General features: G+C 35.9%; 28 protein-coding genes. 21 read left to right on the top strand and 7 right to left on the bottom strand.

The window, feature by feature from the left end; genetic code table 11:
• Positions 1–4: 4 nt before the first annotated feature.
• Together mtaB and VXM77_RS05580 are read left to right on the top strand one after the other, a co-directional pair.
• Complete coding sequence (gene mtaB, locus VXM77_RS05575; protein WP_262950412.1) at positions 5–1,318, top strand: tRNA (N(6)-L-threonylcarbamoyladenosine(37)-C(2))-methylthiotransferase MtaB; 1,314 nt, start codon at positions 5–7, stop codon at positions 1,316–1,318.
• 4 nt (positions 1,319–1,322) lie between these two features.
• The gene (locus tag VXM77_RS05580) at positions 1,323–2,765 is read left to right on the top strand and encodes a UDP-N-acetylmuramoyl-L-alanyl-D-glutamate--2,6-diaminopimelate ligase (protein ID WP_338507321.1); all 1,443 of its coding nucleotides are present in this window, start codon (positions 1,323–1,325) and stop codon (positions 2,763–2,765) included.
• A gap of 82 nt (positions 2,766–2,847) precedes the next feature.
• Here the strand turns inward: VXM77_RS05580 and VXM77_RS05585 are convergent, their stop codons facing one another.
• Together VXM77_RS05585 and VXM77_RS05590 are read right to left on the bottom strand one after the other, a co-directional pair.
• Positions 2,848–4,134, bottom strand: a complete 1,287-nt coding sequence (locus VXM77_RS05585; protein WP_289461271.1) for an ISL3 family transposase — start codon at positions 4,132–4,134, stop codon at positions 2,848–2,850.
• A 163-nt stretch (positions 4,135–4,297) separates the two neighbouring features.
• The gene (locus VXM77_RS05590) at positions 4,298–5,611 is read right to left on the bottom strand and encodes a peptidoglycan bridge formation glycyltransferase FemA/FemB family protein (RefSeq protein ID WP_338507323.1); all 1,314 of its coding nucleotides are present in this window, start codon (positions 5,609–5,611) and stop codon (positions 4,298–4,300) included.
• A 182-nt stretch (positions 5,612–5,793) separates the two neighbouring features.
• Between VXM77_RS05590 and rpsU the strand changes: the two genes are divergently transcribed.
• The 3 genes from rpsU to VXM77_RS05605 are packed head-to-tail and all read left to right on the top strand — an operon-like array spanning position 5,794 to position 6,967.
• Entirely contained in the window at positions 5,794–5,982 is a 189-nt protein-coding gene (gene rpsU, locus VXM77_RS05595) for a 30S ribosomal protein S21 (protein ID WP_161831894.1), read from the top strand.
• A gap of 20 nt (positions 5,983–6,002) precedes the next feature.
• Positions 6,003–6,455 (top strand): GatB/YqeY domain-containing protein, encoded by a 453-nt coding sequence (locus VXM77_RS05600; RefSeq protein WP_161831893.1) that lies wholly within the window; start codon positions 6,003–6,005, stop codon positions 6,453–6,455.
• Between the two features lie 44 nt (positions 6,456–6,499).
• Complete coding sequence (locus VXM77_RS05605) at positions 6,500–6,967, top strand: DUF4825 domain-containing protein (protein WP_161831892.1); 468 nt, start codon at positions 6,500–6,502, stop codon at positions 6,965–6,967.
• A 629-nt stretch (positions 6,968–7,596) separates the two neighbouring features.
• On the opposite strand, the gene VXM77_RS05610 is transcribed toward VXM77_RS05605, so the two are convergent.
• Positions 7,597–7,989 (bottom strand): rhodanese-like domain-containing protein, encoded by a 393-nt coding sequence (locus tag VXM77_RS05610; RefSeq protein WP_161831891.1) that lies wholly within the window; start codon positions 7,987–7,989, stop codon positions 7,597–7,599.
• A 349-nt stretch (positions 7,990–8,338) separates the two neighbouring features.
• Here VXM77_RS05610 and efp point away from each other — a divergent pair, with 349 nt between their 5' ends.
• The 5 genes from efp to VXM77_RS05635 all read left to right on the top strand — a co-directional run bounded on the left by efp (position 8,339) and on the right by VXM77_RS05635 (position 13,980).
• Entirely contained in the window at positions 8,339–8,896 is a 558-nt protein-coding gene (efp, locus tag VXM77_RS05615) for an elongation factor P (RefSeq protein ID WP_161831890.1), read from the top strand.
• 1,025 nt (positions 8,897–9,921) lie between these two features.
• Entirely contained in the window at positions 9,922–11,490 is a 1,569-nt protein-coding gene (gene istA, locus VXM77_RS05620; RefSeq protein ID WP_338506990.1) for an IS21 family transposase, read from the top strand.
• Positions 11,478–12,227 carry an IS21-like element helper ATPase IstB gene (istB, locus tag VXM77_RS05625; protein ID WP_338506988.1) on the top strand — a complete coding sequence of 250 codons (750 nt, stop codon included), beginning with the start codon at positions 11,478–11,480 and terminating at the stop codon, positions 12,225–12,227. Before istA ends, istB begins: the two co-directional genes overlap by 13 nt.
• 226 nt (positions 12,228–12,453) lie before the next feature.
• Positions 12,454–13,482 carry an IS1595 family transposase gene (locus tag VXM77_RS05630; RefSeq protein ID WP_300855607.1) on the top strand — a complete coding sequence of 343 codons (1,029 nt, stop codon included), beginning with the start codon at positions 12,454–12,456 and terminating at the stop codon, positions 13,480–13,482.
• A 69-nt stretch (positions 13,483–13,551) separates the two neighbouring features.
• Positions 13,552–13,980 carry a hypothetical protein gene (locus VXM77_RS05635; protein WP_300855605.1) on the top strand — a complete coding sequence of 143 codons (429 nt, stop codon included), beginning with the start codon at positions 13,552–13,554 and terminating at the stop codon, positions 13,978–13,980.
• A 63-nt stretch (positions 13,981–14,043) separates the two neighbouring features.
• On the opposite strand, the gene VXM77_RS05640 is transcribed toward VXM77_RS05635, so the two are convergent.
• Positions 14,044–14,229 (bottom strand): hypothetical protein, encoded by a 186-nt coding sequence (locus VXM77_RS05640; RefSeq protein WP_161831889.1) that lies wholly within the window; start codon positions 14,227–14,229, stop codon positions 14,044–14,046.
• A gap of 852 nt (positions 14,230–15,081) precedes the next feature.
• On the opposite strand from VXM77_RS05640, the gene VXM77_RS05645 reads away from it, so the two are divergent.
• The 6 genes from VXM77_RS05645 to VXM77_RS05670 all read left to right on the top strand — a co-directional run bounded on the left by VXM77_RS05645 (position 15,082) and on the right by VXM77_RS05670 (position 18,391).
• Positions 15,082–15,288 (top strand): SpoIIIAC/SpoIIIAD family protein, encoded by a 207-nt coding sequence (locus VXM77_RS05645; RefSeq protein WP_161831888.1) that lies wholly within the window; start codon positions 15,082–15,084, stop codon positions 15,286–15,288.
• A gap of 59 nt (positions 15,289–15,347) precedes the next feature.
• Complete coding sequence (locus tag VXM77_RS05650; RefSeq protein ID WP_237658919.1) at positions 15,348–15,686, top strand: stage III sporulation protein AD; 339 nt, start codon at positions 15,348–15,350, stop codon at positions 15,684–15,686.
• Positions 15,687–15,714: 28 nt separating this feature from the next.
• Complete coding sequence (locus VXM77_RS05655; protein ID WP_161831887.1) at positions 15,715–16,773, top strand: stage III sporulation protein AE; 1,059 nt, start codon at positions 15,715–15,717, stop codon at positions 16,771–16,773.
• Positions 16,774–16,809: 36 nt separating this feature from the next.
• On the top strand, positions 16,810–17,262 hold the full coding sequence (locus VXM77_RS05660) for a stage III sporulation protein AF (protein ID WP_161831886.1): 453 nt from the start codon (positions 16,810–16,812) through the stop codon (positions 17,260–17,262).
• Between the two features lie 112 nt (positions 17,263–17,374).
• Positions 17,375–17,770 (top strand): hypothetical protein, encoded by a 396-nt coding sequence (locus VXM77_RS05665; RefSeq protein WP_161831885.1) that lies wholly within the window; start codon positions 17,375–17,377, stop codon positions 17,768–17,770.
• A 12-nt stretch (positions 17,771–17,782) separates the two neighbouring features.
• Positions 17,783–18,391, top strand: a complete 609-nt coding sequence (locus VXM77_RS05670; RefSeq protein WP_161831884.1) for a SpoIIIAH-like family protein — start codon at positions 17,783–17,785, stop codon at positions 18,389–18,391.
• A 219-nt stretch (positions 18,392–18,610) separates the two neighbouring features.
• Here the strand turns inward: VXM77_RS05670 and rpsT are convergent, their stop codons facing one another.
• The 3 genes from rpsT to VXM77_RS05685 all read right to left on the bottom strand — a co-directional run bounded on the left by rpsT (position 18,611) and on the right by VXM77_RS05685 (position 21,155).
• On the bottom strand, positions 18,611–18,874 hold the full coding sequence (gene rpsT / locus VXM77_RS05675) for a 30S ribosomal protein S20 (protein WP_161831883.1): 264 nt from the start codon (positions 18,872–18,874) through the stop codon (positions 18,611–18,613).
• A gap of 148 nt (positions 18,875–19,022) precedes the next feature.
• A complete protein-coding gene (locus VXM77_RS05680; RefSeq protein ID WP_161831882.1) occupies positions 19,023–20,468 on the bottom strand; it encodes a nicotinate phosphoribosyltransferase in 1,446 nt (481 codons plus the stop codon).
• Positions 20,469–20,483: 15 nt separating this feature from the next.
• Positions 20,484–21,155 (bottom strand): isochorismatase family cysteine hydrolase, encoded by a 672-nt coding sequence (locus tag VXM77_RS05685; protein ID WP_161831881.1) that lies wholly within the window; start codon positions 21,153–21,155, stop codon positions 20,484–20,486.
• 185 nt (positions 21,156–21,340) lie between these two features.
• On the opposite strand from VXM77_RS05685, the gene VXM77_RS05690 reads away from it, so the two are divergent.
• The 5 genes from VXM77_RS05690 to VXM77_RS05710 all read left to right on the top strand — a co-directional run bounded on the left by VXM77_RS05690 (position 21,341) and on the right by VXM77_RS05710 (position 26,014).
• Positions 21,341–21,616, top strand: coding sequence for a PspC domain-containing protein (locus VXM77_RS05690; RefSeq protein ID WP_161831880.1), 276 nt, complete (start codon positions 21,341–21,343; stop codon positions 21,614–21,616).
• A 120-nt stretch (positions 21,617–21,736) separates the two neighbouring features.
• On the top strand, positions 21,737–23,191 hold the full coding sequence (locus tag VXM77_RS05695; protein WP_338507333.1) for an aminoacyl-histidine dipeptidase: 1,455 nt from the start codon (positions 21,737–21,739) through the stop codon (positions 23,189–23,191).
• Between the two features lie 154 nt (positions 23,192–23,345).
• On the top strand, positions 23,346–24,413 hold the full coding sequence (gene gpr, locus VXM77_RS05700) for a GPR endopeptidase (protein WP_338507335.1): 1,068 nt from the start codon (positions 23,346–23,348) through the stop codon (positions 24,411–24,413).
• Positions 24,414–24,536: 123 nt separating this feature from the next.
• A complete protein-coding gene (gene spoIIP / locus VXM77_RS05705) occupies positions 24,537–25,601 on the top strand; it encodes a stage II sporulation protein P (protein WP_161831877.1) in 1,065 nt (354 codons plus the stop codon).
• Between the two features lie 14 nt (positions 25,602–25,615).
• A complete protein-coding gene (locus tag VXM77_RS05710; protein ID WP_338507338.1) occupies positions 25,616–26,014 on the top strand; it encodes a hypothetical protein in 399 nt (132 codons plus the stop codon).
• Positions 26,015–26,143 lie beyond the last annotated feature (129 nt).

Raw genomic sequence — 26,143 nt, forward strand, 5'->3', positions numbered from 1 at the left:
GTGGATGCCAACTGTAGCATTTCATACGTTAGGATGTAAAGTAAACCATTATGAAACAGAAGCTGTTTGGGAATTATTTAAAAACGAGGGATATGAGAAGGTAGATTTTAAAGAAGTAGCAGATGTTTATATTATTAATACATGTACGGTTACTAATACTGGGGATAAAAAGAGTCGTCAAGTGATCCGACGCGCTATCCGCCGCAACCCTGAAGCTGTTATGTGCGTTATGGGGTGCTATGCGCAGACCAAACCTAAAGAAATTATGGATATTGATGGTGTAGATATCGTCATTGGTACTCATGGCCGTGATCAAATCCCAGCCCTTGTACAAAAATACCGTGAGGAACGTCAGCCAATTTCACATATTCAAAATGTGTTTAAAGTCGATGGTTTTGAAACATTAAATGTTACACAGTTCTCAGATCGTACACGTGCGACCTTAAAGATTCAAGATGGATGTAATAACTTTTGTACATATTGTATTATCCCGTGGGCGCGTGGAACGGTTCGTTCACAAAAACCGGAAGTGGTTATTGATCAAGTGAAACAACTTGTTGATCATGGACACTGCGAGGTTGTGTTAACGGGAATTCATACCGCAGCGTACGGGGAAGACTTAGAAGATTATAGTTTTGGTCAACTATTAATGGATCTCGTAGAAATTGAAGGACTTAAACGTATTCGTATTTCTTCGATTGAGGCTTCAGAAGTAACCGATGATGTCATTGAAGCGATGAAAAAATCGGATAAAATTGTTAACCATCTTCACATGCCAATTCAAGCGGGCTCAAATGAAATTTTAAAAGGGATGAAACGCCCGTATACATTAGCTGAGTTTGAAGAAAAAGTGGCGGAATTAAGAGAGTTATTTGATAATTTAGCTATTACGACGGATGTTATCGTTGGTTTCCCAGGTGAAACAGAAGAATTATTTAATGAAACATTAGAAACAATTAAACGTATTGGTTTCTCAGAGCTACACGTCTTTCCTTATTCTGTGCGTAATGGAACACCTGCTGCACGTATGGAAAATCAGGTGCCTGAGTTAGTTAAATCAATGCGTGTTAATCAATTATTAGCTTTAAGTGAACAATTAGCTAAAGAGTATGCTAGTTCGTGTGAAGGAGAAGTATTACAAGTCATTCCAGAAGAAAAGTCGCATACAAAAGAGGGATATTTGGTTGGACATGCAAGTAATTATGTAAAAGTAGAGTTTAAGGGAGAAACTCATTTAATTGGGGAGGTTGTCCCTGTTAAAGTTGTGAAAGCGGATTATCCGATCTGTCAGGGTGAAATAGTTGTTAATGAGGGGTGAACATATGAATATTAAATTATTATTTGATGTAGACTATGATTTAGAGATAATGGGAATCGAGACTGATAATCGACGAGTTAAGGCAGGCGATTTATTCGTATGTATTAAAGGGTATACAGTCGATGGTCATCAATTTGCTAAGGCGGCAGAAGATGCTGGAGCAGTGGCGATTGTAGGTGAACATTTAGTAGAAGGGGTAACGATTCCCCAAATTATTGTGAAAGATACAAAAGTAGAATTACCACGTTTGGCTCACTTAATGTTTGGAAAGCCTACAGAGAAACTCGAATTATTTGGTTTAACCGGAACAAACGGGAAAACAACATCAGCCTATATTTTAGAGCATTTATTAACTGGATTTGAAGGGCATGTTGGCTATATCGGAACAAATGGAATCCGTTATGCAGATACCTTTTTAGAACCGAAGAATACGACACCAGAACCATTAAGTTTACAGCGAACATTTTATGACATGGTAGAGGCAGGGGTAAGAAATGTTGCGATTGAAGTTTCGTCGCATGCATTGGAGCTCCATCGCGTTGACTATTGTCAATTTAAAGTCGCTCTGTTCACTAATTTAACGCCGGAACACTTAGATTTTCACCCGACAATGGATGAGTACTTTGAAGCAAAATATAAATTATTTACGATGTTAAAACGGGATGGATATGGGATTATTAATATAGATGATGTTTACGGGAAAAAAATAGTGGAACGTCTTGAAAAGGATGGAATCTCTTACTATACATTTGCGATTAATACGGAGGCAGATTTCAGGGCATTAGATGTTAAGATGACAACTTCAGGTACGACGTTTACCTTAGCTACTCCTGAGGGAACGTACCCGGTGAAGACACCATTACTTGGTATATTTAACGTGCATAATGTGTTAGGGGCCATGGCATCTGCATATTCAGCGGGAATGCCACTACAGCAGGTGGTTGATTTAATAGCAACGTTAACTCCAGTCGATGGACGAATGGAATTGATTAATGAGGGTCAGGATTTTACAGTTATCGTTGATTATGCACATACGCCTGATGGAGTTGAGAAGGTATTAGAATTTGTGAATGATATTAAGAAAAATTCAGTGAAAGTCGTCATTGGTTGTCCAGGAGATCGTGATCGAACAAAGCGCCCTGTTATCGCTAAGTTATCAGTAGATTATGCAGATGATGTTATTTTTACGACCGATGATCCTCATTCGGAAAATCCTGTCGATATTTTAAATGAGATGACTGAGGGAATAGATCAACAAACCTATGAGGTTATTGTTGATCGAATAAAAGCAATTGAGGCTGCAATTAATAAAGCGAAGAAAAATGATATTGTTTTAATTGCGGGTCGTGGACATGAAAAGTTACAGTACTGGAAAAACGGGAATATTGAACTTGATGATCGAGAAGTAGCTAAAACAATTTTACGCAAACGATTAAATATCGGATAGAAAAAAAGGGTTCTTTGTCAAATAGTGTTGCTGATTAATTTGTAACCTGTTACAACGAAAATTCAAATCGAAATCCTAGTAGCTATGCTGCTAGGATTTTCGTTTTAGGCTTTGTTAGATTTTGAACCATGAGAATACGAGATTTAAAGTGATAGAAACTACGATATCCAAAGGCAATACGCTTAATGACCTTAATTTTATTATTAATTCCTTCGATGGGACCATTTGTGTAATGAGTTGAGAGTGTATTTTTAATATAGGATTGATAAGTTTTAAAGGTTTGGAAAGCCGTTTGAAACTCAGGAGAAACAAGCGGATGTTCCGTTTCGAGTAAATGATTAAATCGTTTTAAGTTTTTTGTCTGAAGAGCGAAAAGTAACTCTTGATATAAATCATAGGTTGCTTTTAATTCAGGAGATAAATCAAGTAGAAAGTTTAAGATATCAATTTCACGCATGGGTTGTTTAAAGCAGTAAACTGATCGATAAGTGGTGGTATTAAGTAAAGCGTGAGATTTTAAAAATAAGCGCCAATAACGTTTGAATTTACGACCATGCTTTTTGAACTTTTTCATGAATCGGATTCGAGTTTTGTTCAGTGCACGAGAGAGATGTTGAACGAGATGAAATTTATCAATGATAATTTGGGCATGAGGAAAAAGATCCTTAATGAGGCTGATGTAAGGAGCGTACATATCAATCACAATATTTTTTACTCGATGACGTGCTTCCTTTGTGTATCGTTTAAAATAAGCTTGAAGGGAGTTTAAACGACGATCTTCAACGATATCGATGATTTGTTTTGAGTCAGCATCGCAAAAAATAAAAGACATATGCCCCTCAGCAGACTTAACGGATTTAAATTCATCAAAACAGAGATTTTCAGGTAAATAATTAAGGTTTAAGGTTTGAGATTCATAAAAGCTATGGATGATTCGATTGACGGTTGAATGAGAGACCTGATGGCGACGTGCGATATCACATTCAGAAATTTTATTTTGGGCCTCTAAAGCAATGGCGTGTTTCGTATGATAAGAAATGTAACAGTTCTTTTCAACAATTGAAGTACTTAGTGTAAAAGTAGACTGGCAATGCCCACAATAATAACGCTGTTTTTTTAGGTCTAAGTAGGTATCGTGAAGAGAGACTTTTGGAATGACAATTCGAGAGGTTTTAAATCCATGCTTCTTAAATTTTGAATCAAATAGGGTTCCGCATTTTTGACAATGAGTCGGTTGATACGTAAGAATACCTTTAAAGATAAAGCTAGTAATTCCGTTCAACTTCACTTCCTCAAGATAATCTTCTGAAAATGTAATATTTTTATCTTTAATATTTAAAAGTTTTCTAGTAAAATATGAGTGAGACATTAAATCTTATCCTTTCAATATTGTTTTAGTCGATAACATTGTAACAGGATTGAGACTTGAAGTCTCTTTTTTTTTATCCTATGAAAAAAGTGCTGCTTAATCAGCAACACTAAATATTATAGAACCAAAAAAAGACCTACACGTTAGTAGGTCTTTTTTAGAATTAATGTTTTTTATTACGTAATTTTTTCTTGAATTTTTTGAATTCTGGAAGGAGTTTAGTCCAAATCCAATACCCTAATGGTGAAATAACGTAGTCAAACTCGCCGATGAATTCGGTAAACTCCCCACCAAATCCCTTTTTAAATCGGTAAAGTCCATATAAGGGATCAGACTCATCTGTCTTACCACTAATACCAAAAAAGTCATAAATTTCATATCCAGCCTCTTTAGCTTCGGTGAAAGCAACCCATTGAATATCGTAGTTTGGCATAAACTCGCGATAAACATTATCACTTGCGCCGTATAAGTACCATGATTTATTACCAAAATAGGTTGTAATAATTCCCGACATGGTGATACCTTCTGGATGTTGATCGTATAATTTCTTTAATTCTTCCTGTTGTTGAATGAGGTTTTTTTGTTTATTTAATTCAGGTTCAAGTTTATTTTGAAGTTTAATTCGCTTCTTTTCTGTTAATTCTTCGTTATCTAATTGAACCTGCAAATTTTGAATCGATTTCTCTGTGAGATTTAACTCTTGTTTAATACTCGTTAGAGCTTGTTCAGTATTTAGTTTAGCTAAATAAAGTTTACACATTCCGCTTGGGGCAAGCGTATCGTACATATCTTCAAAGTAAGTAAGAGGACGTGTTAAGAATCCGTCTCGTTCACCTGTAACGCGCATGATGGATTCAAATGTTTTTAAATCTTCGCGTGTCCCCTCAATAATTTCAATTCCTTTTTTCTGGGCCACTTTGATATTATAACGTGTTTTTGATTGACACCCTTTTAGAAGATCTTTTGTTGAGGGTGTTAAGTCTAATCGAAAGGTGTATCTAGGTTGTATACTTGAATCAAAGTCTTGTGTAAATCCAAGATGATGGTATCCTAAATCAATGAGATGTTGAACAAGTTGCTGATTATCGAGTCCACCTTGGATCTTTTCACCATCAACCGTACGGTCAATATATTTAATATCAGGATCAATTTTAATGAAAATAGCTTTTTTCTGTTGAGCATACTGTTTCATGGATTTGGTAAAAGTTTCTACAAGTTGTTTTTGACTGAAGTCGATTAAGTATCCTCGGGGAATGTAGATAAATGGACGCTTAATGAGAGGAAGTTGTCGAAGTAAAACAAGGGCCCCAGCAACTAGTTGACCATTCTCGTCTTCTAGTCCAACGGTATCGAAAGACCAATCGGGTGACTTTGATTTAAAAACTCCCCATTCGTAACTTTGTAAAAAATGATTTTTTTGATGTTTAGCAGCAAATGCATTGAAACGATCAGCCGGTATATTCGTTATAAATTTCATAAAACTCCACCTTTAATAGTTTAATTGTTTACTAGTAATTAGTTTACTATAATTGTCAGTAATTATTATAACATAAAATAGATAAAATCATTTTAATGAATTTATTTTGTTTTGTTTACAGACGACGATATATGTAGTATAATATTACTGTTAATCGTAGCGAAGCGGAAGGAGGGTTAGTGGTGGCTAAAACTGTAGTTCGAAAAAACGAATCATTAGATGATGCATTACGTCGTTTTAAGAGAGAAGTATCTAAAGTAGGTACCCTTACTGAAGCTCGTAAACGTGAATATTACGTTAAACCGAGTATCAAACGTAAACAAAAATCTGAAGCAGCTCGTAAAACAGCTAATAAGCGTAACAAATACTAATATTTAAATAGGTGATTTCAGTGGCATTACTCGATCAATTAAATGCTGATATGAAAGAGGCTATGAAGGCGAAACAAAAGGATCGCTTATCAGTCATTCGTATGTTAAAGGCATCTTTACAAAACGAAGCTATTCACCTAGGGGTAGCTGGATTGAATGAAGAACAAGAGTTAACTGTTCTATCACGTGAAGTGAAGCAACGTCGAGATTCTTTAAAAGAATTTAAGGCGGCTGATCGTGAAGATTTAGCAGAGAAAATCGAGCAAGAGTTAGTGTACTTAAACGCTTATTTACCAGCGCAACTTACTGAGGAAGAAATCAAACAAATTATATCTGAAACAGCTAAAAAGATTAACGCAATCAATCCATCTGACATGGGTAAGTTGATGGGTGCAATCGTTCCTCAAACAAAAGGACGTGCAGATGGTGCCCTAGTAAGTACATTAGTGAAAGCTTACTTAAACCAAAAATAAAACACACATCTTTGTGTGTTTTTTTATATTAAAGGAGAATAACGATGAAAAAACGAATTTTAATATTAGTGATGTTTTTCGCTTTATTTACTGGTTGCTCTCGTTTACCTAGAGAGTTTTCATGGGCTGATTATAAAGGGACTTATGTTGGAAACAATTCAGCAGTCGGTACCATCCTTAATAAATTGCCTGCTAATGAGTATTTAACGGGGTTTTCTTTAAAGACAAATCAGCCTCCATATGAAATAACAATTGCGTATAAAGATTTTCAGTACACAGATGTTAAAATCGGTAAGAAAGAGGAAAAACAAGTTTCACAAGAGACCGTTTTAAAAGGAAATGCAGTTGTGTTATTTTCGCTTATTGAAAATGTGGATGCTATACACTTTGATCTTGAGGATCATAATGTTATTTCGTTTAGTCGTCATGAATTGGTTGGAGAGTTTGAAGACTTTGATCAATTCATACAAAATGATTCATCGATGCAAAAGTTGTATAAGGCAACAAATTGAGTTTTGATTACCTCTTATAAGGGAGTAGATGATTTTTAAATTATAATTATTGATGATGTTTTATGCTCGTTAGATTAATTGTTATGGATCAATCAACTTTTGTTCATATAATAGGGACTACTCTCAATTCTGTTCTTTTTGGTTCATAGACGTTTGCCTTCGAATCTGTCGACTTCCTTTGAGGTAAAAACCTCGGGGGAACGACAGATAAAATGAAGCAATCGAAGCGAAGATAAGCTTATTATTGTTATTATGTTCATAAAACGAACGAATAAAATAGGTTGATGAGGTATAAAATAACAATATTAGTCCCGTTTAACGGGTTTATCGTTTAACTATAGTAGAATCTAAATGCTTTTAGAATGTCGTTGCTTTTAGAAGTTTGTGGCGTTTATCGTTTAACTATAGTAGAATCTAAATTTTACAGTAATGCACGACCGAGATATTGAGTTCATGGTTTATCATTTAACTAGAGTAGGAGTTAAATTTTTGTTTAGATGGCCATCTCGCTTGGCTTCAGTGGGGGCATTACTTGAGCGTGTGGGGGATTAATCAAAATGATCGGTTACAATGGAAAATAAAAAAAGATGCTTCAGAGGGAGCATCTTTTTGATGTTTAAAAGGAGATTTTATTTTTTTGTGGTCTTTTTTAAAGGTCCTGTCCAATTTGTTAATCCGCCTTGAAGTTGATAAATGTTTTCATATCCTTTACCATAAAGGACAAGAGCGGCACGTTTACAAACTTTTCCTTTTTCACAGTATAAGTAAATAGGTAAATCGCGACGTAATTTTCCAGGGTTACGTGTTAAATTAACGAATGGAATATTACGGGCCCCATTGATATGTCCAGCATCAAATTCCTCTTTTTTGCGTAAATCAACGAGTTGTCCTTTACGCATATTTTCTACAAACTCTTTTTCTGATAGAAGGGTTACGGCTTTTTTTGATTCGCGGCGTAACATAATCCATAATCCTAAAGCAATACCTAAAAGAATCGCAACAATAATTAAACTCCAATTCATGATCCAAACCTCCTTATCTTTTAATCTATAATAATATTTTACAGAATTTTTTATTAAAAATAAAGCTCTTTTTTACCCAGTTATTTTGAGAAGCGATTTGCGCGTGTTATCGTTAAAAAAGACGCCGACAACGTCTTCTAAATGGGTGGAATTTGATCTTAAAATGATCATGATATGAAGAAAGTCTCTTATTTGTTGAGAAGAGTAGGAATCTTTTAAAAAAAGAAGGGTAATTAGGGGGAAAAAGGGGAGCATAGCATAGACAATTTTTTGATAAATGTTATAATTAAAAAGGAAATGTCAATTCTAAAAGTAGATGTAATTTGTATCGTGTGCAAGGAGGATTTTTATGATTTCAACAAACGATTTTAAAACAGGAATGACGATTGATTATGAAGGAAACTTATTCCAAGTTATCGAGTTCCAACACGTTAAACCTGGTAAAGGACAAGCATTCGTACGTTCAAAATTACGTAACTTACGTACAGGGGCTGTCATTGATAATACATTTAATGCCGGTGAAAAAGTAAAACGTGCGCATATCGAAAAAGCAACTATGCAATTCTTATACTCAATGGGTGACGAGTATGTTTTCATGAATAATGAAACATATGAGCAATTAGAAATTCCAGTTGCACAATTAGAAAAAGAGAAAAACTTCTTAGTTGAAGGAATGGAAGTTAAAATCAATACATTCAATAATGAAATTTTAGGGGTAGATGTACCTGAAAAAGTCACTTTAGAAGTTGTTGAATGTGAACCAGGTGTTAAAGGAAACACAGCTTCTAATGCAACAAAAAGTGCAACAGTTTCAACAGGATACTCATTACAAGTTCCATTATTCGTTGAAGTTGGGGATAAATTAATCATCAATACAAACGATGGACGTTACGTTTCTCGTGGGTAATTAATGCTTTTTTCTCTGTCAGTCGTCTCGTATACGCTGGTAAGGGATGAAACCATTGAAATTACAACATTTAAAGACTTTAAGGATCTAAGCCCTTAAAGTCTTTTTTTTATGCATATTTGCACTTTTACCCCGCATGTATCCCAATCAAATTATTTTATTAGCCATAATTTTAAGGGGTGAATTTTTTCAATTGCTGAATCGATTATTTTTGTAGTTAATACGGTAAACGATAAGGGAGAATCATTCCCGCTTTTAGATGGCCGTTAACCTAGCGACAGAATGAGTGGACGACGTTTAGCGGGAAGGGTCCTGTAAGGAGATAAAAGTATAGTTAAAGCAGTGTTATTTATTAGCAAGGAATCATCTGATTTAATAGTGCCCTTTCATTACTAAGCGTTAGTCTTTCAGGTCATTTTAAATCATTCAGAAAATGGTCGTATCATGTCCACAACACATTTAGTTTTTTTATGGGCCGAGTTATTTGAAAATGAAGGGGTGGGACCCGCTTTCATAAATGGATTTACTTTCCGTTCACATCTAGTGTTGATGAAGGTTTCAAAATCTTATCGATATAAAGAGACAAAAAAGAATTTCAACAAGAAAGGTAAAATAACTGATTTACGGACATAAAACAGGAGTTATTTCTTATTGAAATCCTAAACGATATTAATTATAGCGTGTTTAATAAGTGACACCGGCTACTTTTACGAAACAAAGGGAGCTATTTTTTATTGATGGTTAGGCTAGATGGATGCGACGTTGAGTTTTTTTATGTTAGGTTATAAAATTTGTTCGTGGTCCGCTAAAAGCTGTTTAAATTCTTCGATATCTTCTTGAGGTGCTTTATTTTAATAAATAATCGTGTGGCCGATCGTTGCTTTAAATCATTTGAATACTCTTTATCTTTGAGTTCCTAGCGTTTGTGTTTATTGTATTCTAATAATTAACAGGAATGCAATTGAAAAGTTAACACCCCTTTTGTAAAATTATCCATATCAATTGGTGATATGGAGGAAAGTGAAGTGTTAACCTTGGAAAAAAAAGATTTATTAATTCGCCTATATTTGAAAGGTCTTTCCTACACCGCTATTGCGAAAGAAATAGGAATGACAAGACAAACTGTTAGTAAATATGTTAAAGCGTACGAACTTAACCAACAAGCTTTAGAACGTGCCACATCAACGGCTGAAAAGGAACAGATCATTATTCAGTCTTCTGCTAAACCAAAATATGATGCTAGTAGACGTCAACGCATTAAGTTAACACCTGAGGTTGAGTCCATGATTGATTCCTGTCTTGATGAAAATAAAAAGAAAATCCAACAAGGGAAACGTAAATTAATCATGAAAAATACAGATATTTATGAATGGTTAATTTCTAAACAAGTAGATATTAGCTATCGATCGGTCTGCGTTTACGTTGCGAAACAAATGAACCATTCAAAAGAAGCTTTTATCCGACAAGCCTACGATCCTGGTCAGGTGGCAGAGTTTGATTGGGGAGATGTGACCCTATTTATTGAAGAACTTGGGGCGGAACGGCGATTTAAAATAGGCGTCTTCGACTTGAAATATAGCGATAAACGTTTTGCCTATCTCTATTCGCATGAAAATACGGAAGCTTTTCTTGATATTCATGCACGTTTCTTTGAGGAGATTAAGGGTGTTCCCCACGAAATTGTTTATGATAATGCTCGAGTTCAGGTCAAACATTTAGCCGGTAAAGAAAAACAACCGACAGCGGTTGTTGAAAAATTAACGAACTATTATGGTTATCACGTCCGGTTTACTAATCCGTATAGTGGAAATGAAAAAGGACACGTTGAACGTTCCGTAGAGCTGATTCGACGTAAAGCTTTTAGTTCATCTCACCACTTTAACACCGTGGCAGATGCCGTTACTGCACTTTTAGAGGCGACCGCACGTGAAAATAAGAAAATGAAGCAGCGAACACAAACTTCAGCCGATGCACAATTTCTCACTGAGCAATCGCACTTATTGCCTTATCGGGTTCCCTTAGACACCTATTTAACGGCGGTATATAAAGTGAATAAATATAGCTTTATTCATGTCGATACAAACTTCTATTCCGTTCCAGATTATCTGGTTGGAAAAGACGTGACTGTTCGTAAAAACATTAACCACCTTAAAGTGTACTACGATGGCCGCTTTTTATTTAAAGCCAAACGTCTCATCGGACGTCACCAGTATCACTTAGATATCCATCACTATCTAGCGACATTAAAAAAGAAGCCCGGTGCAGTTGCACATAGCCTGGCTCTCAAACAGGCTACTCCGTGGCTCCAAAAAATATTCCAAAATCATTATAACACAAATCCTAGAGATTTCATTTATTTATTAACCTTAATCAGGGAATATTCACTCGAACGTATTCAATTAGCGATTGAATCCCTTCGGCAACAGAATCTTCCGATTCAAAATGATCAAATCATTCACTTTTTATTAACACGAGAAGCACCACAAAGTTCTTTAACCGCCCCCGAAGATAAACAAGTTGAGGAGGCCTGTTACAACCAATTATCAGAAATTAGCTCAATCTATCAACAAGGAGAATTGTCATGGATCAACTAATAAAAAAACACGCGAAAAATTTACGATTACCCTATATCGCCCAAAATCTTCATCTTCATTTGGAACAATCACGTCTTGAAAACCAAACCTATGAAGAATTTCTCCTCACCTTATTTCAATATGAAGTGGAACTTCGACAACAAAATGGAGTGAATAGCCGAATTAAATCTGCTAAATTTCCTTATCTCAAACACTTAGAAGAGTTAGAGGTAACGGCGCTTCCTGTAGAGGCACAAAAACATTTTAAAACGCTTGAGAGCTTAGAATTTATTAAAAAAAATCAAAATATTATTCTAGCCGGGAATCCGGGAACCGGCAAGAGTCACACCGCTATTGGTCTTGGCATTAAGGCCTGTCAGATGGGGTATCATGTTTATTTCGCCCATGTCCCAACACTCATCATTGAATTAAAGGAAGCCAAAAATGAACGTGTCCTCCAACGTCTAAAAAGAAAATTTGATAAATACCAACTGATTATTTTAGATGAATTAGGATATATCTCCTTCGACAAAGAAGGGGCTGAACTCCTCTTTAATTTTATTTCAACCCGGTGTGAAAAGGCATCAACCTTATTTACCACTAACTTACCTTTTTCACGATGGGATGAAATCTTCCATGACCCTGTTATTACAGCGGCTATCGTCGATCGTATTACCCATCAATCCTATGTCATTAATATGAATGGAACAAGTTATCGACTCCAGCAATCAAAAAAATTCCTTGAAATCGAACAATAGTTACTGTTAAAAATTAAATTGCACAAATGTTAACTTTTCACTTGCAATATACAGTTTGTTAGCTCCTTTTTGTTTTTTGAAAATAGGTGATTTAATGAAGTAGCGATGTAAAATGCCGAAGGGATTTGTTTTTATTTTAAGCTCTGTTAGACTTTAATGTTGAAATTTGCATAGCTTCTTAGAAATGTGGTAAACTAATACAAACAAACGTTTGAGGTGAATGTTTATGCCAACCATTGATAGCGTTATGGCTGATGTAATGTTTTTAACAGATTACCAAAAAGAGATATTAGCAAATCGCATATTTGAAATGTTGTCATTAAGTCCTGTCACAATAAAAGAGTGTCGCGAGGCTCGTTTTGCTATGGGGCAAAAGTGTCCGCATTGTGAAAGTAACGCTATTTCTAAATTTGGTAAAGCTAACTCTAAACAACGCTATAAGTGTAAGTCATGCACTAAAACATTCACTGACTTGACTAAATCAGCTCTATCGAGTTCTAAAATTCCTTTATCAAAATGGTTAGAATATACTAAATTAATGATTTTAGGTGCAAGTATTCGTAAGTGTGCTGAGCATATCGATGTATGCATTAAAACCTCTTTTTATATGCGCCACCGCATCTTAGACGCTATTCGTATGGCTATTGGGATGGGGCATTTGGAAGGGGTTATCGAAATGGATGAAACTTTCTTTGCAGAATCCTTTAAGGGCAATCATGAGAAAAGTGGATTTCAAATGCCACGTCCAGCTCGCAAGCGTGGGAAAGAAGTTAAGAAGCGTGGTATTAGTTCTGAACAAGTGTGTGTACTAACAGGATTAGACCGCTATGGCAATATTTATATGGAATTAATCTGCAAGGGACGCTTTAAGAGTTCAGATTTAAATAGGGTCTTAGAAGGTCGTATTGACCAAGATTCAACGCTATGCACAGATAGTCACAAAGGGTATATTCAATTTGCAAAAGAATTTAACTTGGAGCACAAACCAATTAAATCGGGTCGCTATTTAACAGAAGATTTTTACTCTATACAAAGATTGAACTCCTTTCATAGTCGCTTGAAAAATTGGATGAAGAATTTTAATGGAGTTTCAACAAAGTACCTTGTCAACTATTTATATTGGTTTAAGTGGCTTGAGTATATTAAAGATGATAAAGAAGTGATAAAAGGAAAACACACCCTTATTCAAGCTGTTTCAAGTCAATTAGAGATTAAGATTGAAGATTATAAAACACGTCAGGCTTTATTCCGCTAAAATTATTTGTAAAATTTTATCTAATAACTTATAATGAAGATATTAATAACATTATAGGGGTGATTGAATTTGAAAAAGATAGCCTTATTTGTGGGAATTATCGTCCTTATCTTAGGATGTTATTTTATTTCCATTTATTCATTCAGTTTAAATGAAAAGGTAGTTGGAAGTATTCAAGTACGTGAAAATGGATTAGAGGGTATTGAACTATCCAAAGAGGAAATCACTTATTTAGTTAGCGAACTAAATAACTTAAACTTCAAGATTTCTAATAAAGACCTTGAGACCACAACAAATGCCAAAGGTTATGAATTTGCTCAAGAAAAGTTTAGTATCTTTGTGCGCGATAAAAAAGGAAAAGAATTAGCAGATATTCGCATCTATGATGAGATAAACATCTCGTGTGTTAAAGGTTATGGTGCTGGGACTTTCAACATAGGCTACCATGCAACAAATGGAGTGTTAGATTTAGAAAAGTTAAGCTCATTAAGTGAATAAAAAAGTGAAGATGCTCATCTTCACTTTTTTTCTGTCTTATCAACATTTTTATCTAACAGAGCCTTATTTTAATGACTGGCGTCGCTCGTGGATGACTTCCTCTAACATCTCTAAATCTTCTAGTGTTGCCTTATTCTTAATGAAGCTTTTAGCTGCAGATTTACCTCGGGTGTAATTCGCCTTCTCGCGGTTGGCCTCATTCCATTTTTTTATCGCTTTTAATTGTGACTCACTCGTTTTTTTCTCCAAAACGGAACACCTCCTTAATTTGTAATGACGAAATAGAGTAGCAGTAATGAAAGCATAAATACTAAAAGCCACCAAATCAGTCGAATAAATGCATATAAACAACTTAGCGGGTTGGGGGAGTCGGCTTGGTCGCGGTTGGCCTCATCCCCTTTTTTTATCGCTTTTAATGGTGATCACTCGTTTTTTTCTCCAAAACGGAACACCTCCTTAATTTGTAATGACGAAATAGTGCAGCAGTAATGAAAGTATAAATACAGAAAGCCGCCAATCAGTCGAATAAATAGAAATACATATTTTAACCTCTTGGGTGTGAAGGAAATTTATAATTTCTAATGTTAGATCGAACCAAATGAGTGGATTAGTAAAACTTTTCTCTTGAGAGATAAGATATTGACTCATAACGTTTGCTATTGTTTCATTCCTCTTAAACAAACGCCTCTTACACTAGTAGTATTGCTAGTCGCGTTTAATTTATGTACGTTCAGTTTAGCGAGGCTAATCAAAATAAAAATCTTATGAGTGGATAGGATCGCTTTTTTTACAGGGAGAGACTTTTATGATGATCTGGGGAGACGATTTTGAAGTACGGGAATAATTAAGTTGTTGAATTAAAGAAGAAGGGGCCGGATTATTTGTTAACTACCGCTTGAGGTGGGACCGAGCGGTAGTCGTATTTTCTCGACATTACATGGGAAGTAGGTAAGTTTTCTTGTCTTTTTCTGACTTGGTGGATAAATATTGAAGAGAAGTAGGAAAAGAAAATGTGTTTTATCGGTAGAAAGTTTCATTTTTTAAGGGGATGCTGCATAAAGTTAACTAGCAAATTCTCACGAAAGGATAGGTGTAATGAACATGCCAATGGTTGATGTTACAGGATTACTAAGGTTTGCAGGAGTGGCTTTTCTGCTTGGATTTGTTGCGTTATTTTTCAAAAAATTTGATGTGGGGAAAGAGATTAGCGATTTGGTAATGTTGGCCGGATACGTGTATATGCTCGTTTTTATCGTCCAATTAATTGAAGTTTTAATGACGAGCTTACGAACAATCTTTATGTTGTAAAGGAGGGGGCCGTCATTGACATTGTTAAAGTACTCACACTTGTTATTGGATGCGCCATTATGTATTTATTGTTAAATGAAGTTAGTTCTAAATACGCCAAGTGTTTTAGTTTAGTTCTATTGACGTATTTTTTTATGATGGCCTTGCAACTTTTATCAAGTATTATTGGTCAAATTACAAATGTCTTTCTTGACTTTAATATAGGGCAGCAATACGTTACGATTATTATTCGGTTAATCGGAATTGTTTATTATGCGGAGTTTGTAAGTTTTTTGCTTGCAGAAACGAGCCTTGGAAATGTCGGAAAAATGTTTGAGTATATCGTGAAACTTTATTTAATAGGATACAGTTTACCGATGATTATTAAGTTATTTGAGCTTATTTTATCGGTTGTCTAGTAAAATAGATGGACTAGGAGGGGGAGTAATGGATGCAGCAGAATTTGATCTATCGACATTTGAAAATATATGGTCTGAAATCTATCAACAGTATGATTGGTTGATGGATGCCGATTATTTAGATAAAACAAATTTATTAAAAGTTGAAAATTTTAATTTGGTTGGTTTTTTTCAATCGTTAGGTGACTACGCGTTGCATGAATTAACAACCGGATTTACCCAGTTTAAAAGTATTTTAATTTTTTTAATCATCATCGCCCTTTTTCAAAATATTCAATCTACTTTTTCAACAAAGTATGAGAAAGTAACGAATATTGTTTTAAAACTGATCTTAATGGTTCAATTATTTCAACTCTTCATTTTTTATCATGATTACGTCTTAGATATTTTAACGAGATATATGAACATTGTGGTCGCTATTTTCCCGATGCTGCTCTCATTGATTACCATTACGGGGGCGCTTTGGAATCAGACGTTATTTAAACCTGCGGTGGTATTTTTAATCAATGCATCGTACTTTTTTATTAATGCCATTAGTCTTCCACTCACAGTTATTGGAACGATCTTTGGGTTTATTAATCAGATTAATGTAGAGGATTTATACGGTCGATTAATAAGTTTTGTTAATAAAGTAGCTTTGTGGACATTAGGTGGGTATTTCGCCTTTTTCTTGGCGCTGATGTCTATTCAGAATATGACACTAAGTTTTGCAGACGGATTGTTCTTTAGAACCACGCAAAATTTAATGAATCATATTCCAGTCATTGGAACACGCTTTACAGATACAATCGTTTCAGTTGTATCAACGCTATCTATCTTAAGAAATAGCGTGGGGCTTTTGGGTGTTATTACACTAGTGGTCGTTGTTAGTTTTCCGATCATTAAAGTAGGAGTCAGTCTGATTCTTTTTCGATTGCTAACTGGAGTCATTCAACCGATTGTAAGTAAAGACTATATTAAAATTTTAGATGTCTTTAATACGGGTCTTATGAACTTGTTAGTCATTATGATCATTATCGGGGTCATGTTTATTTTCACGTTCTTCATTATTTTATACAGCTCAAATATGATGCTATTAACGAACTAATTCTATGCGACAAGTTTTGAGGAGATGGGAAAAGATATGCTATATGAATATGCAAAACAGATTATCGCCATGTTTTTCTTGATAGCTATTGTCAATTTATTGGTGATTCCGGCTTCGTACAAAAAAATAATTACGTTTTATCTTCACTTTTTTATCATTGTTATCATTTTAAAGCCGGTGATTAGTATAATGAATAATGAGGTGACGTCACTCATCGATTCAGTTTCCTTTCTTGATGAAGGGAAGTTTGATGAATCCATTCAGTATTATCAAGGATTGATTGAAACTGATTTATCTCAAATGACATTGAGTGAGATGGAGGCGCGGGTTGAATCCTCAGGTGAAAAGTGTGGAATTCAAATCTTAGGGTTTGAATTTGGTGATGTACTCACACTAGAGATGGCCAAGACTGATTCAGAGTCTAAAACGTGTATGCTCAATCAGCTTGGTCTGAAGCAAGAGGATGTTATCTTTAAAGGAGGGGATTGATGGAAAAGAAGCGACAATATGAGGGAAGGAGTTCCGAAGATAGGAGGTAAAAGAAGTGGAAGGGAAGCCATCAACTAAACCGGGCCGCATAAGCTCGGGGTTAAAAAAAATCATGGCTGACGTTGGACCACTGGGAATCATCATGTTTCTTGGCGCCGCATTTGTGGTGACGTCTTTACTCAAAGATGATATGGGATCATTGGGTTCTCTGGCTAACAATCAAGAATCTTCGGCACAAACATCCGTCGAAGTAAAACACAAAGAACAGATCACAGCTTTATTTGAATCAATAGAAGGAGTAACGGTAGATAGTATTAATATCTCATATAAATCAGTCGCAGACACTTCTTCAGCTCTCTTTTCAAGTAGTCAAGAGACGGTTTCAAATGGCGTGGTGATCGTCTATCAAGGAACGATAAAGGCACCATATGATGTAACACATGCCATCAGCTTATTGCTTGACGTTCCAATTCATCAAATTACATTATTAAAAGCATCTGAACTATAGGGGGAAATTAAAATGAACAAAAATTCATATGTAACAGCAGCATTATTCGTGGTTTTCGTATTATTAACAGTTTTCTACGTAAGCATTGGGGATGGAACAGAAAATGATGCAAAAGTAGGATCAACATCAGCTGTTCCGCAAGCAAATTTAGAAATGAAAGAAACAGACGCTCAATCAGCAGAAGAGTTAACAGCAAAAGAAGATGGAAAAGAAGTAAAAGAAACAAAAGAAGCAAAAGGAACAAAAGAAGAGAAAAAGGATGAAAAAACAAGCTCAATTCAAATTCAACGCTCAGAAGTTAAAAAGGCAGAGAGTGAATTAGTTGCACAATTAAAATCAATCATTGCAAGCAAAGACTCTGATGCAACAGAAAAAAGCGAAGCTAAAGATGATTTAGACAAAATTACAAAAGATACGCAACATCAAACGGTACTTGAATCTTTAATTAAAGCTAAAGGATATGATGATGTTTTAGTTCGTACAAATGAAGAAACAGTTCAAGTTTTCTTAGAGGGGACAGAGGAGCCAACATTAGAGCAAACAAATGAAATCATCATGATGGCAAAAACTGAATTTGCAACAAACCCAGATGTACACGTACAGTTCAAATCAATTAAATAGGTATCGTTAATGGTAGGTGATTTGAAAACCTTAACCGTTAAAAATAACTAAGGACTCTTAGATATGCTAAAAAGAACCTTCACTTGTTTTCAAAACAGTAAAGGTTCTTTTTTTGGTGGTAAAGACATAAAAAAAAGACCCAATTTGGCCAGAGAACAAATAAGGTCTTTTTTTACCATGTTTAAGTGATAATGAATCGGTTTTTCAACCGATTAACAATTATCCTAAAGCGTTGATTTTTTTGCTTAAACGTGATTTTTGACGAGCTGCGAAGTTTTTGTGGCAAATTCCTTTTGCAACAGCTTTGTCTAATTTTTTGTTAGCTGTATTGTAAGCTTCTTTTGCAGCCTCAACGTTTTTAGTTTCGATAGCAACCTCAACGTTTTTGATTGCAGTACGCATAGATGCTTTGTAAGAAGCATTGAATTGACGACGTTTTTCGTTTGTTTTCACACGTTTAATTTGTGATTTAATATTTGGCATTCTAGTTCACCTCCATTGAAAATACAACAAAATCATTCTATCAGACCAAAGTCTAAAATGCAAGAATAAATTACAAAATTTCAGTAAATGGTAAGAAAAATGTTAGAATCTTGATTGAAAAGCGAATAATTTTTCTAAAATTCTATTGTTATCTAGAATATTTTTCTAATAGATTCGTTTTTAACGTCCATAGCTCACTTGAAAGATCGACATAATAAGTATGAGGTTTTTCAAAACGTAAGACTTCTTCCCAAAGTGTATTTATTTGTTCTTTAGAATAAGTGACAATCTCTTCAAGAGTAGGGGATTGATAAACAAGGTTACCCTTAATGAAAATCGGTGTAAGAAGAGGACGGGCAATAAAATTAGTAATTTCTTTACGCTTCCACGTATGTTCAGGATCGAAAATCGTATAGGGTTGCGTTTCGTCAATTTTTTCATGAGCGAGGGTAATCACATCAGCAATGGCCTTTTTCGTTTCACGATCGTATAAACGGTAGACTTGTTTAGCCCCAGGGTTAGTAATTTTTTCAATATTATTGCTAATTTTAATTTTAGGAATCATTTTTCCTTCCTTTTCAACCGCTACAATTTTATAAACGCCTCCAAAAACCGGTTCTGTTTTTGAGGTAATTAGACGTTCACCGACGCCAAAAGAATCAATCGGTGCCTTTTGGATGAGTAAATCTTTGATAATATATTCATCCAAAGAATTTGAAATCACAATTTTTGTGTCGAAGAGTCCGGCCTCATCAAGTAACTTGCGAGCTTTTTTAGCTAAATATGCAGCGTCCCCACTATCAATACGAATAGCTCCAGGGGCGTATCCTTTCGGAATAAGGACTTCTTTAAAGACTTTAATAGCATTTGGAATTCCTGACTTTAACGTATTGTAAGTATCGACGAGGAGGGTACAGTTTTGCGGATAAAGTTCAGCATATTTTTTGAATGCTTCATATTCTGTGTCGAAGGTTTGTACCCAACTATGTGCCATTGTTCCAAGCGCTGGTACATTAAAGTCACGATCTGATATCGTGCATGCCGTTCCCACGCATCCTCCAATATAAGCAGCGCGTGCCCCTAAAATAGCTCCATCAGCTCCTTGGGCACGGCGTGCTCCTAATTCAAGAACGGGACGCCCATTAGCGGCGCGGACAATACGGTTAGATTTCGTTGCGATTAATGATTGATGATTGATACTAAGTAAGATCATCGTCTCAATAAATTGCGCTTGAATAATAGGCCCACGAACGGTTAGGATAGGTTCATTTGGGAAGATAGGGGTACCTTCCGCAATCGCATAAATATCGCACGAAAACTTGAAGTTTTTAAGATAGGTTAAAAAAGCTTCTGAAAAAATATTTTTACTTCGTAAGTAATCAATATCATCGTCTGTAAACTTTAGGTTTTTTAAGTATTCAATAAGTTGTTCTAGACCTGCCATAATAGCAAATCCGCCCTCATCGGGAACACGACGGAAAAACATATCAAAATAAGCGATTTGATCTTCCATACCGTTTTCAAAATAACCATGTGCCATTGTTAACTCGTAAAAATCAACGAGCATTGTTAAATTGACTGATTTTAAGTTCATGTTAAAAGCCTCTTTCTAGTCATTAATTTCTTGAACGAGCTCAATTCCGTTCATTTGCATTTTATAAAGCGCCAACAGGTGCATCAGATCTCCATGATGCGCACCAAGGTCGTAAGTTTCTGTCGCATTAACCGGAACGATAATTCGGCTTTGGCGGTTAATCGTATTAAAGTAAGTTTTTAAGGTGATGGCAAATTGTTCGACACAAATATCCGTACAGTCACCCACGAGGATAAAGTTTTCAACCATTTGATGCTCTTGAAGCCAGGCATGAAACTCAGCTTCTAAAAAGCCGTTTGTTGAAGCTTTATGGATTAATTGATAGCCCCCAATTTCTTTTAGTTCATCGACGATTTCGCTCTCAGCTGTTCCGCATAAACAGTGTGGCGGATAAGATAAAAATTCAACCGATGATTCTTCATGTGAATCAGCAAAAGCAACCAACTGAAAAGCCCCTTCTTTTGCGGCCTTCATTAAGTGAGCAATAGGTGGAATAATGGTTTGAATTCTTGGGGAAGACATGGGTCCCTCTTTCACAAATCCATTGACCATATCGATCACAACGATTGCTGTTTGGTTTGGATTGAATGATTTAAGCGAAAGACTAGGTGACTCTTCTATTAGGCGTAGTATTTCTTTTAAGGTTACTTCGCTTGCTTGAAGTAGCTTAGAAATTTCATAAGACATATAAGACAACCTCCAATTTTTCTCTTTTTTTCTATCTATCGGCAAGATATTTCTATTATATAGTATATTCAAGGATTATCACCAACATTTTCGTTAGGATTCTATAAAATATCTTGAAATAAGTTGTCAGTCGTTTCCAAACTACGCTATAATAACGGTAATTACGTTAAGAAAGGGTGATTAAAATGTCGAATAAACGGTTATATAAAGTCCGTGAAGGCGCAATGATTGCGGGAGTTTGCCAAGGAATTGCGAATTATTTAAACATGGATGCAACGGTTGTTCGTTTACTTTGGGCGATGATTACAATTTTTTCTTTCGGAACAGGTTTTATTTTATACATTGCATGTATTTTTATTATTCCGGATCAATTAACGGTTAAACGTCAGCAAAAAGAGGAACAACAAAAAAAGACAGTCTTTGATTCGACGGAATATAAAGTGAAAGATTCGGATAAATAAGGCTGACGTAATGATAGGAAAGACCAGATAGTCATAAAAGTCATTGCAAGAAATGATTGGTACTGTCAGTTGTTTCAACACAAAAATATGGTAGAATAAAGAAAAAAGGAGGTCATCATGATGGCAGAAATATTAGGAAATTTAAACCCCAAACAGGTTTTTCATTACTTTGAAGAAATGACAAAGATCCCGCACGAATCAGGAAACGAGGCAGCAATTAGTGATTATTTAGTGAATTTTGCTAAAACTCATCAATTAGAATATATCCAAGAACCTTGTAAAAACGTTATTATTAAAAAGCCAGCAACAAAAGGGTACGAATCGGCGCCACGAGTGATTTTACAAGGACACATGGACATGGTATGTGTGAAAGAAGACGAGTTGGATTTTAACTTCGAAACAGATGCTTTACCAATTTATGTTGATGGTGATTGGTTACGTGCAAAGGGAACGACACTTGGTGCGGACAATGGGATTGCGGTAGCAATGTCACTTGCTATTTTAGCAGACGATACGCTTGAGCACCCAGCGTTAACTGTTTTAGTGACAACAGAAGAAGAAACAGGAATGGATGGAGTCATGGCACTTGATCCAGCAAACGTACCAGGAGATATTTTAATTAACATTGATTCAGAAGAAGAAGGATTTGCCTTGACTTCATGTGCCGGAGGGGTGCGTAATTCATTAAAATTACCAATTGAATGGACGTCTGTTGAAGGAGATGGAATGGTAACTTATGACCTTGTGATTAGCGGGTTAAAAGGTGGACACTCTGGAATTGAAATCAATAAAGGGCGTGCAAATGCAAATAAATTAATGGGACGTTTACTAACAGAACTTCACGGATTAGGGGGATATATTTCACAACTATTCGGTGGAGAAAAGATGAATGCTATTTCAAAACGTGCACAATTAACCTATACACTCCCTGCTAATCAGGTTAATCAGTTAAAAGAAAAAGTTCAAGCATTCGAAGAAATGGTCCGTATTGAATTTTCTGTGACGGATCCAGGGGTTGTTGTGACGATGAGTGAAAGGGAACTAGTAACGAAAGTCTTCACTGAAAAAATGGCGACAAATTTAGAATACATTTTAAAATTAATTCCTTATGGTCCGCAAACAATGAGTGCAGCTATTGAAGGATTAGTAGAAAGTTCAACGAATCCAGGGGTTGTTGAAATGTTAGAGAACGAAATTGCCATCGATAGTGCTATTCGTAGTTCGGTTAGTTCTTTAAAAGCAGAAATTACTCAACGAATCCAAGCGATCGCTCAGTTAACGGGTGCATCGGTAGAATTAATTGCGGATTACCCAGAATGGCAGTTTGCTCCGGAATCAAAAGTACGTGAAGTGATGAAAGAGGTTTATCAACAAATGTATGGGAAAGAATTGCAAATTTCAGCCATTCATGCAGGATTAGAGTGTGGATTCTTATCTCAAAAATTAGGAAATGTTGATATGATTTCAATTGGTCCTGATATTACAGGGGCACATACGCCGAAAGAATCGTTATCAATCTCATCAACAGAACGCGTTTATCAATTCTTATGTGAAGTTTTAAAAAGCATCAAATAATAAACTATAACAGCCTATCTTCAGTTAAAGATGGGCTTTTTTTATAGGTAATAAATGAAGCAGGTAGAGGGATAGAGGCGGTATACAAAATATTTTCAAATAATTTTTCATGAAATGATGAAAACTGGTTCACACTAATTTTGAGGTGATTAGAATGAATGAACAGGAAATGAATAAGTGGCAGTGTCGATCAGATTTGGCTTTAGAGGCTGTTGAACAAATGGTTGGTGAGGTGGATGAACCGAATGAGGAAGGTGTCGTTTATGAGGAAGACCGAATTCGCGGATTGAAGGTAACGTGTATTGATGTAGCTAAAGAGGCAGTTGAGCGTGTTGGGAAAAAAGCGGGGCGATATATGACATTAGATACTTCTTCCGTAATAACTCATGATCACGACCAATTAACAGTAGCAATGGAGGTTTTTGCCGACCAATTTTCAAAATTATTAGCTCATCGTGGAATTAAGGAAACAGATACGTGTTTAGTGATTGGGCTAGGAAATGATCATATTACACCGGATGCCTTAGGACCGATGGTAGTTGACGAAGTTATTGTGACAAGACACTTATATGAGTTACGCCCCGATGAAGTGGACCGCAGTTATCGGGAAGTTTGTGCGCTTGCTCCAGGGGTTATGGGGATGACCGGAATAGAAACCTACGATATCATCGAGTCATTGGTTCAAAAAGTGAAACCTCAATTTTTGGTTGTCGTTGATGCCCTCGCTTCACGATCAATTGAACGGGTGAATAAGATGATTCAAATGACGGATACAGGAATTGCTCCAGGAAGTGGCGTTGGTAATAAAAGAAAGGCGATTGATGAGGAATCGTTAGGGATCCCGGTATTTGCAATTGGGGTTCCGACAGTAGTTGACGCAGTTTCAATTACAAGTGATACGATTGACTTGCTATTGAAACATATAGGTAAATCATTAAAAGAGGAAAAACGTTCATATAAAAAACTGGTTCCGTTTTCGACGGTGCGTCAAACTTATACGGATGATGATTTACCTTCAACCGAACTTCGCCAGCAATTTATGGGGCAGGTAGGTGTGCTTGAGGAAGAGGAAAAGCGCCAGTTAATCTCTGAAGTATTGACCCCCAATGGATATAATTTGATTGTGACCCCTAAGGAAATTGATACGGATATGGAAGAATTAGCGACATTAATTTCCAATGGAATTAATCGGGCTCTTCATACAAACGTACAATTTAGCTAAATCGTATCCATAAAACAACAAGAATTAACACTCCCGCTTCTGTATAATGGACTATATATTTTTATAAAGGGATGAGCAAAAAGAGAGTCTTTTTGAAAATAGAGTTTTAGGGGGCGGGAGGACTTGAATCGAAAACAACGTTTACGAAGAAAAAGATTAAAAAAGAAGCTGAATAAATTAACGCCATACCTTGTTGGAGTTGGATTTGTTCTTACGCTATTTTTCACCCAGTTTTTTCAGTTATTTTATCTGAATCAACGGAATGCTAATGATGAGCATCGTCAACAGGAGCCGATTTTATCAAGTATTTTTGATTTTTCAACAGCAGGCGATATTATTGATGTTGTGTTCAACTTACAAGAATATTTTAAGGCCGTGATGACGTCACTTGACTTAAATCAATTATATTCTTTCATTAATGACGGATTTGCTTTTATCAACATGAAATCACCCTCTCAAAATGCAACGGCGGCCATTCCGTCGGCAGAGGGCTATCGCTACACCTATAAAAGTAAAGCCGCTGAGGCAGTGCCAGATCAGGCCTCAGAGACGGGCGCCACGACCTATACGGAAAATCCACTGGTCTATATTTTTAACTCACATGACGGGGAATTATATGAGGATGGAGCTGTTAATGATTCGCTTGGTCGCCCGTTAAGTGTCGTCGATCTTTCGTATATGGTGGCACAGGCCCTCCAAGGAAAAAATATAAATGCGTTAGTCGAATCGCGATCAGTTGCAGAGTATGTGAGTAAGAATAGTTGGAATTATGCGTCTTCATATAAAGCCTCACGTGTGTATTTAGAGGATACGGCAAGTCAACATGAGACATTGAAATATTTTATTGATTTCCATCGCGATTCGGTAAGTTATGCTAACTCTGCGATTACGATTGACGGAAAACCGTACGCCAAAATTATGTTTGTTCTTGGGACTGATAACGACCGACATGAGGAAAATCATCAAATTATTAAAGAGTTAGATGCTAAACTTAACGAAAAATACCCGGGTCTTTCTCGAGGAATTCGACCGAATGGGGGCGCGGGATATAATGGTGTTTACAATCAAGACTTTGCAACGACGATGTTACTGATTGAAGTCGGCGGAGAGTATAATACGTATGAAGAGGTATACAACTCAGCCCAAGCTGTTGCAGATGTTTTAGCAGATTACGTCACAGGAAATTAGTGAGAGGGGGAGCTATGAAAAGAGGGGGAACAGTAACATTAGGCGTGATATGTTTTATGATTGGGCTCCTGTATAGTTTAAGGGGACAGACGATCAAGATTCAATCGGCGCCTATCCCTGATTCAACTTTTCTAGAGGACCAAATCGAACAATATGAGGAGAGCTTAGACGATGAGGACCATACATTTGTTCCGTATAGTCAGGTGGTACAGGAAGGAAAGAGTGTACAACAAAACTCCTCAACTCTTGAAAAGCAGGGAAATTTAACCGATCATTCAAATCAAATGAGGGGAATTGGCCATAATAATATTTCAAAGGCTGGACAGGATATTGGAAATCTATTAAAAACGGTCGTTCGTGAGGTGTTAAGAACGACAGTTCGTTTTTTTGATCGTGTGATTAGTGAATCGTAGGAAAAAACCTTCTTCTATTTGGTGAAGAAGGTTTTTTTCCTACGCAGAGGGCTGAATTTTTTGGAATCTTGATAAAAACAAACGATTCAACAAATTTTTCTTGTGAGACAGGCCATTTTAAAGTAAAAT

This window comes from Turicibacter sp. KK003, from assembly GCF_037014675.1.
GTDB lineage: Bacteria > Bacillota_I > Bacilli_A > MOL361 > Turicibacteraceae > Turicibacter > Turicibacter faecis.